The sequence below is a fragment of the Serratia sp. CY29653 genome, from assembly GCF_052169255.1.
In the GTDB taxonomy this organism is placed as follows: domain Bacteria; phylum Pseudomonadota; class Gammaproteobacteria; order Enterobacterales; family Enterobacteriaceae; genus Serratia; species Serratia sarumanii.
The window spans coordinates 231,573-247,771 of sequence record NZ_JBJNLC010000002.1 but is presented as its reverse complement, the minus strand read 5'-3'; the positions used below and the strand labels follow the sequence as shown (position 1 = coordinate 247,771).

Annotated in this window: 8 protein-coding genes and 1 pseudogene; 1 reads left to right on the top strand and 8 read right to left on the bottom strand. The window is 42.0% G+C overall.

The window, feature by feature from the left end; translation table 11 throughout:
* The first annotated feature begins 139 nt into the window (after window positions 1-139).
* Complete coding sequence (locus ACJ8HN_RS14710) at window positions 140-1,258, top strand: HNH endonuclease (protein WP_442523628.1); 1,119 nt, start codon at window positions 140-142, stop codon at window positions 1,256-1,258.
* A 125-nt stretch (window positions 1,259-1,383) separates the two neighbouring features.
* Here the strand turns inward: ACJ8HN_RS14710 and ACJ8HN_RS14705 are convergent.
* From ACJ8HN_RS14705 to druA, 8 genes and pseudogenes are all read right to left on the bottom strand, one after another.
* Window positions 1,384-2,494 (bottom strand): annotated as a pseudogene (locus ACJ8HN_RS14705) (IS3 family transposase).
* Between the two features lie 551 nt (window positions 2,495-3,045).
* Window positions 3,046-3,429, bottom strand: a complete 384-nt coding sequence (locus tag ACJ8HN_RS14700) for a hypothetical protein (RefSeq protein ID WP_442523627.1) — start codon at window positions 3,427-3,429, stop codon at window positions 3,046-3,048.
* 161 nt (window positions 3,430-3,590) lie between these two features.
* A complete protein-coding gene (locus tag ACJ8HN_RS14695; RefSeq protein ID WP_442523626.1) occupies window positions 3,591-4,640 on the bottom strand; it encodes a hypothetical protein in 1,050 nt (349 codons plus the stop codon).
* Window positions 4,641-4,861: 221 nt separating this feature from the next.
* Window positions 4,862-10,372 (bottom strand): Druantia anti-phage system protein DruE, encoded by a 5,511-nt coding sequence (gene druE / locus ACJ8HN_RS14690; RefSeq protein WP_442523625.1) that lies wholly within the window; start codon window positions 10,370-10,372, stop codon window positions 4,862-4,864.
* The gene (druD, locus tag ACJ8HN_RS14685) at window positions 10,369-11,412 is read right to left on the bottom strand and encodes a Druantia anti-phage system protein DruD (RefSeq protein WP_442523624.1); all 1,044 of its coding nucleotides are present in this window, start codon (window positions 11,410-11,412) and stop codon (window positions 10,369-10,371) included. The genes druE and druD overlap by 4 nt, the downstream gene beginning before the upstream one ends.
* Window positions 11,413-11,423: 11 nt before the next feature.
* On the bottom strand, window positions 11,424-13,307 hold the full coding sequence (gene druC / locus ACJ8HN_RS14680) for a Druantia anti-phage system protein DruC (RefSeq protein WP_197828167.1): 1,884 nt from the start codon (window positions 13,305-13,307) through the stop codon (window positions 11,424-11,426).
* Between the two features lie 11 nt (window positions 13,308-13,318).
* A complete protein-coding gene (gene druB, locus ACJ8HN_RS14675) occupies window positions 13,319-14,962 on the bottom strand; it encodes a Druantia anti-phage system protein DruB (protein ID WP_197828165.1) in 1,644 nt (547 codons plus the stop codon).
* 22 nt (window positions 14,963-14,984) lie between these two features.
* The gene (gene druA / locus ACJ8HN_RS14670) at window positions 14,985-16,199 is read right to left on the bottom strand and encodes a Druantia anti-phage system protein DruA (RefSeq protein WP_197828163.1); all 1,215 of its coding nucleotides are present in this window, start codon (window positions 16,197-16,199) and stop codon (window positions 14,985-14,987) included.

Sequence of the window (16,199 nt, the reverse complement as noted above, 5' to 3'; positions counted from 1 at the left end):
AAGGTAGGCATTTCCTCCCCTACCTGGCATAGTTAACACATTCGGTAAATCGATGAGTTAACTGCTGGGTATTGATGCATACTGCTCTCGTCAGCAAGCACATTGCTCAGAGTCAACTCGGCAATGTGAGGATGTGGTTTTGGCAACTGCAATAGAGACGTTATCTTCAAAAGAATCCGTTTTAAAAGCGATCGAAGAATATAAAAAACTTGGCCGAGATGAATTCTTAAAACAACATAAAATAAAGCGATTTAAGAAATACACCCTTCTTTATAATGGCGAGAAGTACGATATCCGAGGCATTGCCGCTAGAGCATACAGTGAGCAGCATGGTTATCCGTTTAAGGGAATCAACACCGATAGCGAAACGGAAAAAACCATCCAATTTCTCAAAGGCCTCGGTTTTGAGATCGTCGAAACACCGCATCCTTTTGACTATTTAACCGAAGGCAAACTGTACACACGCAAAGCGCTGATCGAGCTTTACGGCGGGCAGTTGCAAGGCGGTATCTGGACCCCGCGGGAATTCCCGGTGATCTTTATCTTCACCGGAGAAAGCGGCGAAACCTACGGCTACAAAGATGGATGGACAACCGAAGGCAGCTTCTCTTATACGGGAGAAGGCCAAAAAGGCCCTATGGAATTTATTCGAGGCAATAAATCCATCCGCGACCATAAAAAAGACGGCAAAGACATCTTCCTGTTCGAAGACAACAAGAAAGAAAAAGGCGTCCGCTATCTTGGCATGTTTGAGTGTGACTCTTGGGATCATATCCAGTGCTTAGATTTCGATAATAATATGCGGCAAGGCATTACCTTTAACCTGTTTAAAGTCTCGTCACTGCATGCGGTCGAAGAAGAAGCAGAAACCGATGAAGCTGAGACGCAGACAGAGACGCTCGAACAGTTGCGCAAGAAGGCACTGCAATCCTCAAAGCAATCAGGCCAGCGCCAACAGAGCGACAGCAAAAAATCCTGGTTCAAACGCAGCGAAGACGTAAAAAAATACGTGCTGAAGCGCGCCAATGGTATCTGCGAAGCCTGCGATCAGCCGGCACCGTTCAAGAAAAGGAACGGCGATCCCTACCTCGAACCCCATCACACTAAACGCCTAGCCGACGAAGGCCCCGATCACCCGCAGTGGGTGGGTGCCATCTGCCCAACTTGCCATCGGCGGATTCATAGCGGGGTAGATGGGAAAGAGGTGAATAAACAGCTGATGGTGAAATTGGAGTTGAAAGAGACTGACCTTATATAGTTCAGTCTAATAAAAAACTCGCCTATCTTAATTACTTTAAGGTGGGCGAGTTTATTTAAAATAACTTCGCCCAGTTTCCCCCTGCTAGCAGTCTTATCATTGTTGCTCTTGTAAGCACACCTGTTTTAGTTCCACGCACTTTTTGAGGTTTCCGGTTTTTCAGCCATCAGCCGGTACTCTTCCGGCGTCAGGTTATTCAGGGATTCATGAGGCCGCTCGTTGTTATATTCCATCAGACAGCGCTCGGTAATTTCCCGTGCTTCATTCAGTGTTCTGAACAGGTAAAAATCCAGGATTTCTGTCCAGTATGTCCGGTTGAACCGTTCGATAAAAGCATTTTGTGTAGGCTTACCCGGCTTGATAAATTCGAGCTGCACGCCATGTTCTTCGGCCCATTGTGCCAGCGCCAGCGAGACCAGTTCTGGCCCGTTGTCCATACGCATTTTCAGCGGGTAGCCGCGGTTTACCACGATCCTGTCCAGCACCCGGGTGACTCGGTGAGCCGGGATATTCAGGTCGATTTCTATCGCCAGTGCTTCACGGTTAAAATCATCCACCACATTAAAGGTCCGGAAGCGTCTGCCGCAGACCAGCGCGTCGTGCATAAAATCGATGGAGCAGCTCTGGTTTAACGCTTGCGGCGTCGCCAGTGGTGCTGGATTACGCACAGGCATTCGCTGTTTTCCCTTGCGACGAAAATTCAGTTTCAGCAGGCAGTAAATCCGGCGAACACGTTTATGGTTCCAGGTATTGCCCTGCCTGCGCAGCAGTTGGAAAAACTTCTTAAAACCATAGCGCGGATAGCGTTCTGCCAGCTCAGTCAGCGCATGGATCACCGGTTCATCACGCCGGGTATCTGGCTGATAAAATACACAGTCCTGCTCAGCGATAACATCCTGCAGGCCTGGCGTAAACTCATGGCAAATTGTGCCGTCAGATAGCTGACGAGTTCACTCTTTATCGCTGGTTCTGAAGCTTTTTTTCGATGACGTCTTTAGGTGCCCGGCACTCAAGGCTCAGGTCGGCAAACATCTTTTTCAAACGTCGATTCTCATCCTCAAGATCTTTAATTTTTTTAATATCGGCCACTTCCATCCCGCCATATTTCGCCTTCCAGTTGTAATAGCTGGCTTCCGAAGTAGCGGCCTCACGGCACACATCCTTGACGGTACGTCCGGCTTCAACGGACTTCAGAACGGCGATGATCTGGTGTTCAGTGAATCGGGCTTTACGCATGGCGATCTCCTCAGGGGACATAATCAGTTCTCTAAAGTGAATGGGCCGTTTTGCCGGGATACTTACAGCACTATCCGGGCTGAGGAGGCCTAACTCTTTATGAATACACGATAATGGTGAATCCAGACCGCTCTGACATACAGTCTTGTTTCTGGGTGGATTATTCTTTCACTTCAACCTAGCTAAAGCAGCATATTTCTCGATTAGTGTGAGAGTGGCATAAATGAGATCCTATGCGAACCCTTTTAAATTCAAAACAATTTTCCAGGCTAATTTCACAGTAGTAAAAGTTAATCAGGACACCGATACCATATTCATCGTACTGTTCGCAGTAACAATAGGCCCATCACGTTATCACCTATTATTTCACTCATATTTGACACATTGTTGAATTATTTAGCTAGTTTAAGAAACCAGTTTTTAAATTTGCAATTTATTTAATAGTATTAAACAAGAGAGTTATTTTTTGTATTAAAATTCGACACCCAGCACAAATCGGTAACTCTCATCCTTTCAAAACCCTGGTCAGAGCAAGTTACAACTAACATAGTTTAGGAATTATTACGTTTATCACTAACTTTTTGAGTTTGCGAGAAAAAACTCTTTCGGCCTGTAACTTTTGCGTTTTCATGATCCACTTTGTTTTTGATCATATCAGCAGGAACCAAGGTTAAAATAACCGTCCATATTTGCCAAAATGTGAGCATCATGAGCAGACTAAACGACAAACCTCGTAGTGGTTCTTTATAAGGAAGTAAATAGGGGATTTGCTTAACTACTGGCGCTAAAACTCCAACAAAGAGGACAATACACAAAATAAATGTTGAGTTTACAGCAGGATGTAGTAATTTTCCCATATTCACTGGCATGGAAGTGTTTTCACTACTGCTTGGTTTGAATGTGAAGCGTAATCTTTCTGGATAGATGATTGCCATCCATGCTCCTACAACAGCAAATATGATAGATGCTGTTGTGCGAAGAGCTTCAAAAAGTGGGGACTGCTGGGCAAACGGAATATTTCGTCCATACCAAAACCCCGAACTGATCAGCCCGATGAGTAAAAGTATGACGAACGACTTTAGTATATTCCGAAACATTACTCCTCGCGTATTTGTTGTAGAAGCACAGCCTTACCAGCGGTTAAAAGTGATAATAACGATTCCCCATTGACGACTTCGTTATTATCCCAAACAACATTTAGTTCAGTGAATGCTGTCAGTGTACTATGGCTCAACCAATGAACCTTAGCGGAATTACCTTTAAACGTAAAGCCATAATCATCCCATTCTGAACGCACATGTTCAGAATCATCCCACTCCTGCATCATTGAATCAACATCTTGTAAACCAAAAAACTCCGGACGCAATTCATACCTTACATTCACCTCATCCATTCTCCGGTAATCGTGACCACTACTAATGCCAAGGCGGCTTAAAGCTGACTGCCACCACTGTCGTTCATCAGCATGGTTTAACCTCAATGTCTCTTTACGAATAATTTTGCTAACTCGATTAGCATTTTCCCTAATGTACTCTCGATTACCAACATCATATGCCAGAGATGTCTTAAAACGTGGAGAAGGACCTGGACTCATTAAATCCTCTCCGGTTGGTGCATAGCCAATCACCCGTCTGGAACCGTCTTCTTCATCCTCACCATATCTCACATAAGAAGATATCAATGAAAGAGCTTGTTCAATATATTTCCTGAACGGAGGTTGCCCTGTTTGAGTTCTATTTTTGAACCGCAAACTGGCAAATAAGCCATAACTAGGTAAAATCCAAAAATATGTGGCGTAACCAGGAATAGAGTTATCTTGTATCTGGTTCATAACTACATCAGGCGCAGTAACACTTGAATCCCTAATCACAGAAGCAACTCCCGCTTCGGTTGATGGAACTTCATTCCAGGTAGTAACTAACCAATCATCGCCTAATCTATTGATATCCAATAAGTAAGTGGCAAGATAATCACTACCAACCTGTGGCTCATAAAGTTTAGTGTTTTCTATGCTCTTATCCGTGCTCCAAAGGTGAAGATCTGTCAGGAGCTCCTGAAGTGAGCCAAAAACAGGAGTATTATTACCCCATGAGTAGTAACCACATTCATGTACTCGATAAAAACTAAGTTTAACCGACTCGCTCATTGCTCAGAAGTTCCATTACCTTATTGTTCTCAATAGGAATATTTTACATTGTGCAACAGTTGCTGGCGAGCTAAACGGTCACATTTTCTCTCATAAGTACATTTATGGCTTCAGTTTATGCCAGCTCAAGGACTGAAAGCCTAGAAATACATGCTATTAACAAAAGTAAAAGGGAATAACTTTGAGTGCCCTACAAGACTTTAGGGCACCCAACACTGCTATCAGCGCAACAATTTCCTAACATTTTGATGTGCTTGTGGCAGATTTGAACGAAGAAGGTATTCATTAAAGGCTATATGACCATTAGTCTTCTTAGCCTTATATACATCGTGTTGAAAGTCTGTTCGATCAATAAGGCCAGGGTAACTTCCCACTGCAACAGAACGGCCATTCAAGCTCACAATCATAGGTGCCTCTTGAGTTCCCTTAATAAGACATTGGAAACCATCCAATTCCAGACTTGCCCTTAATTGAGACAATTTTTCCACCTGAATACCAGGTGAAGCACAACGAGGAACCATTCCGTACAGAGCATAACGAAGTAAAGATGCACCTAGTTTTCTATCGAGGCGGCTTTGTATATGCTGGTTGTGGAAATGATTGAGGCAATCTGTACAGGATGTGTCACACTCACAACATTCTAATAATGCGAGTGTTGCAGTAAGAATGTCATCTAGATTCGCTGCAGCTACTTCCGCGTAACCCGCACCGCCAGACAAAGTATCATATAGAAAGAGATCCAATGTCTGAGTATCTTCCCCTATAGTGGGTAAAATCCTGAAACCGGAGCCAAACTCAGCAGGATCAAGATCTAGTTGTTTATGGCGACTAGCTGCAAGCCTAAGTGCTTCCGCTATTGAATATAATGCATCTTCATACATTCGTAGAACGATAGCATTTGAAGTGTCAGTTACAAGAGGAGACCCAACAGTTAATCGTAATAAAAGCAAATCTGTACGGAAATCATGTCCGAGAAAAACTCGTTTATATTCGCCTGAGCATAAACGTGGCGTTTCCTTAGTGGATATATATTTATACGGTCTTTCATGTGCCCCTCTTGCCGGCGAGTAGGAATCATAAACGGAGGCAGCACCACATTCGCAACACACTGAAAAACCGCTAGATTCCCCCTCATTCTTTCCTCGGTTCACCGTTACCAGTTTCTGATCTATTGCGTGAGTAAAAACAATATGAGCACCACCTTTATTGAACTTAAAATCCTCAGGATCAACAGGTTGTGGATATTGTGCCGCTGTTGCATAGGTGATTTCTTGCTCTCTGTCGTCCTCATTAAGTTCTCTGGCCTTTTCAGGTCCAAAGACTTCGGGCTGAATCATTATTTCTTCTTTTAAAATGCCACCACAGATCGGACAAATATTTTCGCCATTCTGATTATTATGAGGATCGCGTACAAAAGAGCACTTATCGCAATGAATAAACTTTTTAGGATTATTGAAAAGTTCTCTTGCCCGGTTTAGTTCTCCTTTCAATGCGTTAGAAAAAACGCCGCCTGAGCGATAGGTTTTCCTATCAATAACAATCAAACGCCCTGGGGCATATTCACTCAGAGCCTGAGAAATTGACTGCTGAGGCTGTTGTACTGTTCGTACCTCAAAAGAACCTCTAGTATTCTTTGCTATTTTTTCAACCAAGAAACTACAGAGGCTTGTAGGAAATGCATAACTTGGTAATAAACCATGGTAAAACAGGAATTCAAGCAATTCTTCTTGTTCAAATTTCATCCCACTAGAGGTCTGATCATCATCTTCATTTTTCTCATCAACCAGAACGACAGGTTGTGGAACAATTTCAGCCAGCCCATGGAGTGTATTTAAAAACTCATCTGCTACCTTAGCAAACCAGTCACTAGCAGAAAGTCCTCCAGTTTCAAGTGCAGAAGGAAGCCATGCTGCAACACGTGTTCTCAAATCACCATTGGTAGATAAAATACGGTTTTTGACCCAATTATCAAAACCATCGAAATTTAGGCCAGTATCTTTTGCCCCATGAAAAAACTCTCGTGTAGTACCAAGTGCCTTCTCAAGCATGGACGTTTTCTCTAAGGGATTATAAATCCCTTGTTCCATTAACTCGTGGAAAAAAGTCTGAACTAAAAAAGAATGAACGTGCCTTCTGGCGATTTTTGGATTATTTACCTTCACTTCCGGTGTTCGAGGAGAACCCGCAACAATGTGTTCAGGATTAAGGAAATAATAACTATCATGAGGGCCATTTTGAGAATATGTAACTACCGTTGAAACAGATGCACCACGGCGGCCTGCTCGCCCAGCACGTTGCTGATAATTTTCTCGTTGCGGAGGGACGTTCCTTAAAGCAACCGCAACCAGAGATCCAATATCAACCCCCACTTCCATCGTCGTCGTACAACTAAGTACATCAATGGGCTTGTCGTTATCGTTAATAAGAACATCTTGGAATCTCAGTTCGTAGAGTTCTGTAGTAGCATGAACGCTGGCCCTATCTCTATGTGATAGTTGAGCGGTATGTTCTTCGACGCTAAGGTTCAGAAGCCGCGAATTTGAAACCAAAACCTCTTCTACCGGCGAACGCCAGAATCCTTTTCGTGCATTAATATAGCTGCTTTCCGACGGATCGACGGTTTTGACACTGTTACTACCACAAGCAAGGCAAGTAGAATGCTCTAAAGCAAATGGCATTAGTGCCGTGCAGTCATTACATTGCTTCCAAACATGCAAGAGATCGATTTTCAGGCGAAGTGCATTTGGAGTAAGAAAGTAGACACCATCTTTTCCCAATGTCAGATGAGTACGAAAAATATCCTCCAAAACTTCCACAGAAAGCTCTCCCATAGCTGGATGAAGTATCAGTGTTTTTCTAAGGGCTTTTCCAAACCGTCCTTTACTACCCCAGTTGGGTTTGTAGAATCCAGCCGCTTTGGTTCGTAGTGTCGAATCAATAGATTCATCAAAAGCAAATTCAGTGAGTAAGGTATCGATCCAAGCAACAGCTAAAGCATGAACATCCTTGTTCTCAATATTGAGCTTCTTGGCCTGCACAGCTTCCCACATTTTTTTTGATTTAAGCTGCGATGGTTCAACAAAACCAACTGTTGTTCCAGAAAGAGAATAGTAGTTGCTACATAAAAGTTTAAGCAACGCCATTTTATATCGTGATGGTGACTCCTGGGGGCTGAAATCATCATCAAAAGCTTGAGCCAGATCGCCATCACAATCACGATCAAATTCAGCACGGGCCATTACAACTTTTCGGGAATCTTCCCCATCAAAAATAAGCAAGTCATGTTCAGAAAGGACTGATAGGAAAGCAAGGTAAAGTACTGATGTTGGTTTGGGTTCTCGCTTGATATCTTTCAGTTTAGAACAGGCGAGAGCAATGGACTGCCGAAACAAATCAAGCTCAATATCTCTAGGAATATCACGTGCCAGCCTAGCTGCTTTTTGTCGGCCATCAGAAAAAATAAGTACTTTTTTTCCCCCATTGGGATGTTTGCCATCAATAGGACGGCTAGCGGGCTGGTGAGACATCTGTGTACGTACTAACGTTGTAAAAGGTGCTTCTCCTTTTGTAACATGATCCATGATTTTAGAAGGTTCATTCTGATCACTTCTTGTCTTACGCGTACAAACGGGGCATTCATCAAATGTAATTTCTGATCCAGACTTAACTCGGTCAGGTATAAAAACTTTGCGATAACCAGAATTCTCATCTTGACACTGTTTAGAAAGGAGTCCCGTTGCTATATGTAACCATCTGTCCTGGTAATCACTATGTAAATGCGGTGTTCCCTCGACTAAGATCTCTATGGGAACAAGATCGATATCCCCATACTCTGATAATGGTCCGTTCGGTTGGTGCCATACAAAGTCCATTTCGGAACTAACGTATCCACGAATAAAAGCCGCACCGCAGTCACGGTGGGTTAGTAATTCGTAGACTCGCCCTTTTGAAGTGCATTTACATTGATCTAATGGTTTCGTATACAGGCGGCCAAGTATAGTTGGCCCGCTGTGGTTACCCAAACGTTGATTACAATCGGGATCTATACAGGCATAAAGACCTGGTAGTCCTCGATGGAAAAGATGCATGCGGGTCGGAATTAGCACTCTGCCATCGGAAGTCCTCTGAGCATAGCAACCCAATGCGAGTAATGCATCTGTCGCTCGCTCTGCAATTTGTTGAGGAGAGTCCGGAAAAAGGCTTTCACTCAGGATATTTAGCTTAACCGCCTTACCTGAAACTATTTCAATAAGCGTTTCGATAGGACCAAAACCAGTCAAATTATCAAACAACCAATTACGTAGTGCACTATGTTCTTTTATTATCGGCTTTTGCCAGCCCATTCGTTCGGCAAAAGATTCTATTGCTGCATGTGCAGATTCAAGATCCTCAGCTACGCACTGAAATGAATTTAGGTCGAATTCAGCCAGTGCGTTAGCTTCTTTACTGGTAACAGTTTGTGAGCCAGGACGCGATTCCCTTGTACCCTCAATAATTCGAAATTTCCTCGAAGAGGTTGGTGATAAACCAGTTAAGTCTTGGGCAAAACGTTCTCCATCCTCAATGGACCCCAAGCTAGCACTGGTAAGTATGCAGCGCATGCGTTCCCTAGGTATATCCAACCGAGCACAGAGGCGGCGTATTAAAAGGGCTACCTCTGCCCCCCCCGCCCCTCTATACATATGCGCCTCATCAAGCACTAAGATAAGCTCATTCATCGCATCAGCTCTGAGCCAATCCCTAGTCTGCTCAAAAATGTTACGCTCGATAGGTCGCATCAGCATATACTCAAGCATGGAATAGTTCGTTATCAGCAATTCCGGACAGCGATTCTGCATTTCATGCCGGGTCATTAGCTCACGATCCCCCGGCTGGGTAATTAGCCTCTCCCCCCAATTGTTCAAAACAAATTGCTTACCAGTTTTTTTGCCTGAGACATAGGTTTTAGTCTGAGATGCGCCTTGCCCATAAAAAGCATCAAGATCTTTACTTGGCCAGCGACCAATGCGGTTTAGTTCCGCACGTACGGGGGCGTTATTTGCGAGTTTATTGTAAAACTCGTCGAAAAGGGGTTTGATAAAAAGCTCGTCTCGTTTAGAGTTACGACGACCAGGGTAAGGCGTTCTTCCCGTATAACCACCGAAGCGTACTGGGGCGCATCTTCCAGCCATCAGTATTTTAGAGGCTTCAGAATCACCAAAAAGACGTCTGATACGAGCAAGTTGATCGTTAACTAATGCATTCATTGGATATAATAAAATTGCTCTGCAACCTGGAAGGGATGCAGATTTAGGTCTCTCGGCAGATTCAATCGCCAATTTTCCAATAATCGGCATTAGAAAGCTTTCAGTCTTACCTGAGCCTGTACCTGTAGCAATGACCAGATCAGAAGCGTCTTCGCCAAGGAATGACTCAAGTGCCTGTGATTGGTGTTCATAGGGTCGTTGATAGAGACCAATTCCAAGTTCTGAAAGTTGAGTTAGCACATTACTTGCCGCTTCGGGAATAGGCAATTCACTGTATGGCGTGCCTGGCTCATAAACCGGGGTTGCTTCTATATAAGGAGCTTGAGCAATAGTTTCATTTTTCTGTAAAAGCGCTCGTCGCTCAGAAATTAACCCTTCATCCCGGATATGATACTGCGCCTCAATATATTTTCTCAAATTCTCACTAAGGCTTTTCACGGTCTCATGTATACCGGAACGTTCAGTTGCTTTATTTTTATTAATCATATTTCATTCCGTCGTGTAGATTCGTTAATCCAAATAATGCCAAGCCCTTCAAAAGCGCTACGCACTATGGGTAATATTTCCTCAGGGAATACATGGCGTGTTATTCCTGAATGTTCATTTTCAAAACCTGATTCTCTCCAGCCTAGCAGTAGTACCTTCGATTCTCGCCTTGGTAATCTCCGGGTTAATCTTAGTCTTGCTAACCCATTAGATATTTTGATACGAACCTTTAGCGGGCAATTATCTTTTTTATCGAGAAAAAAACGTAATCTTCTGACATCATCAGACGATTCTAACGAATTCATCCTAAATAGCCGTCCAGCCTCAACTTCACCTAAATAATAGGAAAAGAAATTATCAATGGACATTCTGCATAAGTAGATTTTCTTATCATTAAAAGGAAGTTCTGACAGATGGATCCATTTTCCCCGCACATATGCAGTTGTTTCACTCATATCGCTAGGCGCATCGATAAAGCCGGAAATCGTTCTAGATAGTAGCTTTGATGACCATTCTTCATTGCCTTCTGCTGGAGCACCAACCCACTCATTTGCATCCCAGATTTCGACGCTGCCAGTACAAACTTCTTGTTCAACCAGGCGAACTCTTCCAGCAGATTTAGCTACCACGCCCGTTGAAAATGCACAGAAAGGCTCTCCACCAAGAAAAATAGCCATCTTATGGCCAGTTCGTACCGCATGTGGGGGGGCTGTTAGCCAATTACCACCTTCTAACTTAATCATATCACCCAATTCGGCCAAACTGTCCAATATAGACATAATGCCTGGATGTATAGCATCATCAATATCTGCAATGTCTGGCCATAAAGGCACCAACTTTCGCCTTACTGCACTAGTGAGCCGAAGCGAGGTTACAGTTTGCCTAACTTCTTCTGTTGCGGATATAGAATATTGATGTAATACGCTCCTTAAGCATTCTGAAACTACTGAAATTCTCAACCCTTCATCAGAAAATCGGCAATTTAATGCAGTTGATATCATATCCAGTGCTTTGTCTCGTGATACTGACCTCCATTCCATTAATCACCTCCTCAAGCAGATATTTTTGCACTATGATTTTTTAATTCTCGATTGGCAATGTCCTCTATCTTTTTAACGGATCCCCCTTTAATTTTTGCCCATGTAAGAGTATAGAAAGACAAGACAGAGTAAAGATCATAAACATAATTTCCATTAGGGATTCTTATAAGGGAGGTATAAAAAATACGCACCATTCTCTTCCACAAAGTTCCCCCATCAAATCCAGCTTCGGCCAGTAATACTCTTAATTCATCTACATATTCATCGATACTATCAAGCTGTAGCCCATCAATATTTGCCCATTTATCCTTTACAAGACAACCAGGTTTCAATTGGGGTAAAATAGCAGATAAACCACGCATTTTTAATGTATCAGTGTCAATAACTGGCCCTAATTCTGCCAACATTCCCCCATCAGGGAATGTAGCAGGGCCTTGTTTCCAAGTAGCTATCAATGCAAGATGGTCATAATTTGTTGGATATATTTGCCGTTGAACAACTATATCTCTAATTGCCGCGCCATAAATCTCAAATGCTGAAAGATTGGCTCCTTTCAAAATGAGACAGCGAGATGATTCAGCTATAGTCTCTATAAAATCAAAAGCATCCATGTCGGAAATAATTCCAACTGGAACTCTCCATACGTGATAACGTGGTGCACCAATAGCAAGGGCAATTGCATCAGCGACAATATCTGCCAAAGAACCGCTAAATTGAATGATTTGTCCAGAAACAAAAGTTGCTAATGTCAATCGAGCCAATGTTTCTGCTGAATCTTTTGTTAAACCAACAGACTGTAAATTTAAAGAAATTATATTCAATATATCTTCATAGGATGAAAGATATTCATAATTTTCATGGTGCGCTATTTCATGGAATTTTGTAAGTTTATTGGCCATGCCCACCGCACAAGCTTGAGATGTATTTATTTCAAGTGCATCTATTCGTTCAGAGAGTTTTTTAAATTCATTGACATTATCTAACTCGTTATTATTTCTTTCATTATCACACAAGATAGTTAATGTGCTTTTTAATTCTTCAATTTCATTAACCATACTTTTAATAATTTTTTCATGCTCGGAAATGTCATCTATAGCCAAAGCATTAAAATCTAATTTTTCTTGAAGAGATAATATTAACTGTTTATTTTTTTTATTAAAATGATAAAGTTCGTCAATAGATTTATTAATAATATCAGCTTGTTTTGCCTCTGAAGTTATCAAAGATTGCAGTTCAGTAATTATTTTTAAGTTGCGCTTTTCATTGTTAAAACACATGTCAATCTGTTCGGCAAAAGCATCTATTTTTGACTCAAGATTTTTTATGTTTTTATTTTTTTCCTCCACGTTATTCGCAGTTAGGCCAATACGTGCTTCAAGCTCATCTAAACGAATAGGAAGAGTATCAACCACAATATCGCGAGCAAGAACAACTGCAGGAGGAAAAAGATCAAATGCATTTATAACGTCAGGAGCATCAGCAAATCCGCTAAAAATAAACAGGCGCTCGACATTCTCTTTAGCAACTTTAGGAAAGTTCTTGGCAAGTTCTCTAATAAAAACAGAGCCAGAGTTCTCTTCAAATCCTAAATTTTTATGGATACTAAATGATTTATCAATTTTTTCTTCAGCCCAAAACTGCCAAAAAAGAGAAAAACTTTTCCATGCAATCCTCTCCTCAGAGGAAGTATGTGACTGGAACATATATCCAATCAATCTTTTCTGTTTTTCTTTAATTTCAGTAGGATGTCCGACCCTGAATCCAGGTACTTTTGGTAAGCAACCAAAAGCTTTACGCCGTAAAGCTGGAGAAATCTCATTGATAAAGTCAATAATTTCGGATTGTCCCAACTTAGAGATCCGTTCCTTTGCCTCTTGGCTATATTGGTAACTCATTCGAAGGCACCTTATATCAAGCGGTTAAATTCAAATCCATTGGTCTTAACTTCTTTTACCAATGCTCTATGATGCGGTAATAAGTGTGGTTCCGGCTGCAAACCTACTAATTTTTTAACTAATAAAAAATCATTATTTAAACTAAAGGTAGGGGTTATGAGATGCATTTGAAGTATAAAACTTAATATCCGTGAGCGAAGATCAGGAGATAATTCAATAAATCCCTCTTCATCCAATGGCAGCGTAGTAGAGCTAGGTAAAAATATTTTACCCAGCCCTAAAAAGTCTATTTCCACATGACATGTTAAGTTTGCTAAGTAATCAGATAATTTTGATAATGCAACAGGAGAGAGTAACCGCATGCTCTCATCATGAGCTGCAATGTCATCATTAGAAACCAGCTTAATAACACTACTCTCAGTTTTCCCTTGAATTCTCGCCACGCCTTCAACACCAGAAGGCATAGACATATATTCTAATTTATGGCCGAGTCTTCGGGCTTCCATCATAACTTCAATACATTTTCTTTGATGTAATGAAACTATGGTTTTCTCTTTATTTTCCTTAGTAAGGACCAAATCTATTGATGGGTATTTTCTGGGAGAATCGTTTTTTGAATAGAAAGAAAAAAATAAGTTTACGTCCTGCTCAATTGAGCCAGAAACGCCTACAAACTCACTTTCCCCTGGATTAAGAACGAAGAATGCAGGTGATTTTTCAACACCAATCGCTGAAAGTAATAAAGAGGAACCTTGTGCGTACATAGTTGGTCCAACATTTTGTGATAATGTTGATACCATATTTGCTGACAACAATACTGTGTCAGAATGAACACATTCTACCTGATTAATACTTGTGTTTTGATTTAGGAATGGCCAAATTGCTGTAATAGATGCTCTAGCAGGGACAACAGGAAGGTGTGTAAAAGATTTTAGCCATGAAATACTCTCCACGGAGAGGGTTTCAGGAATTGTAACAAGAGCTAAATTCCATCCCTGTTTGCTAGCTAAATTTTCTATTTCTAATTCATCAGGAAAATCTGGAGCAACAGGGTGCCTCCAAAGAAAGGCAAACGTTTCAATACATCTTAACTCTCGTGCTCGTGGAAACCCCTTCGATGCCCCACGCCCTAGAGCGGTGAAAACTGCAGCCCCCACATTAGGTAGTCCAGGGCATTCTCTTTCAACTTCAGTAACAAATTTTGGATCTGGCTCACCACTATATGAAACAATACGGTAAGATTTCACTGATAATTCAGCACCAATCTGGCGACTCTTTACCATACTCCTCATATCAAGCGTTTGGCTTCTGCCTCCAACATCTAACGTTATCTTTGCTCTACATAAATTACAGGTTGGCAACGCTAGCTCTAATGACCACTCTCGACTATTACTTCCGACAGGAATCAATAAGCGTAACTCCATACATCGCTTTGAAATAGTTTTAATAGTTCCGGCAATGAAGGAATGTCCGGGAACAAAATTTTCACAGTCTGACGTACCATGGCCGGGCAAATGAGCAAAATATGGGGGGACAACCTTTCCCTTACGGAGGCTAACACCTTTTTCACAAACTGGGCAAACATATCGAGCATATTTCGATGCTCGAGCTGCTAATATCAGTGTCCCGGTGAACTTATCAATGGCGTAGTTCACTTACCCCCCCCTTCAGCTTAGATTAGCCAACTGTTTTCGCTGTCTCATAAAACTGGTGTAAGTTTAGCAAATCATTACTAATAAAACCAAATAGATCTCTTGCTTTCCAAAGCCGATATTCTGGATTGCGTATTGCTCGCGGAACCATCCATCGCGCCATCGCACACTCAGCAATCTCTTTAGCAGAAAGCAAAGAGGTTAGTTCCGGTTCACCTTTGCCTGTTTGCAGAATACTAGTTGCATTTTCTGCTAGCTGACTGATGAAAACTTCACGTTGAATTCCATGCTTCATCAAATTATCTCTAAATCCTAATGCATTTAAAGCTGCCTTAGTTGTACGCAAACGCCAGTTAGGCCCATTTCCAAACATATAATGATCTGCATAAGCGTGATCCATATCACGTAAGTAATCACGTAATTCAATGAACAAGCTATCAGGTATATGAAAATGCCCCCAACCGCCTGTATATCCAATTGATTTTAAATACTGAACTCCATCCAGCTTTAAACGATTATATACCGATGAACGTCCCATAGACGATGTTGTTGTAATAGCCAAAAGACGTGCTTGTTTCTTTTTTTGAGATATTACCCCAACGGTATCACCATAGACCTTTGCAAAGTCATCATAAAGATCGCGGCTACGAAGCAGGCAAGCAATTAGTTTTCCTCCGAGCAGGGCATTATAAGGGGGAAGAGCGCCGAGGACGTATGCATCCATCAAATTAACAAGCCGGGAACTTCTGTCATGGGTATCCCACCCAATCAAATTATCTCGGACTGCAAGGTTGAACACAGGGTCACCAATTGCGATCAACCCTATCAATTTCCCATTGCTTTCATCCCATACAAGATACCGAAGACGCCTTCCAAATCCGCTTGAAACAGGTACGGACCAAGTTAATGCTGCTAACCTAAAGAGATCTCCTTGCCAGGTTCCTGACTTTACGCGTTCAAGTACCGGTGAAATCTTATCCGGGATGACCTCATTGCCGGATGCGAAAAATTTCATAAGCTTTGCAGCTTTTAGCGTTATGAACTTTTGGTTTGCAAAAATCCGCTCAGCTCGTTGAGCACTATGAAGAGCCCGTATTACATCTTTGGTATTTCCCGGGGCCTGGAGCGCCCCTGAATCAGATCTTGTAAAACCCAAGGATTGTAGATGCTCACGAACCTTCTTTTTAAGTTTGGCTTCGCGAAGATTCACATTAACTATTATAGAGGGATCTTTGTGCAT

What these genes read in the sequence shown, in the direction of transcription:
- ACJ8HN_RS14700 (WP_442523627.1), bottom strand. Translation starts at nt 3,429, where the DNA reads ATGGCAATCATCTATCCAGAAAGATTACGCTTCACATTCAAACCAAGC.
- ACJ8HN_RS14695 (WP_442523626.1), bottom strand. Translation starts at nt 4,640, where the DNA reads ATGAGCGAGTCGGTTAAACTTAGTTTTTATCGAGTACATGAATGTGGT.
- druE (WP_442523625.1), bottom strand. Translation starts at nt 10,372, where the DNA reads ATGATTAATAAAAATAAAGCAACTGAACGTTCCGGTATACATGAGACC.
- druD (WP_442523624.1), bottom strand. Translation starts at nt 11,412, where the DNA reads ATGGAATGGAGGTCAGTATCACGAGACAAAGCACTGGATATGATATCA.
- druC (WP_197828167.1), bottom strand. Translation starts at nt 13,307, where the DNA reads ATGAGTTACCAATATAGCCAAGAGGCAAAGGAACGGATCTCTAAGTTG.
- druA (WP_197828163.1), bottom strand. Translation starts at nt 16,199, where the DNA reads ATGCACAAAGATCCCTCTATAATAGTTAATGTGAATCTTCGCGAAGCC.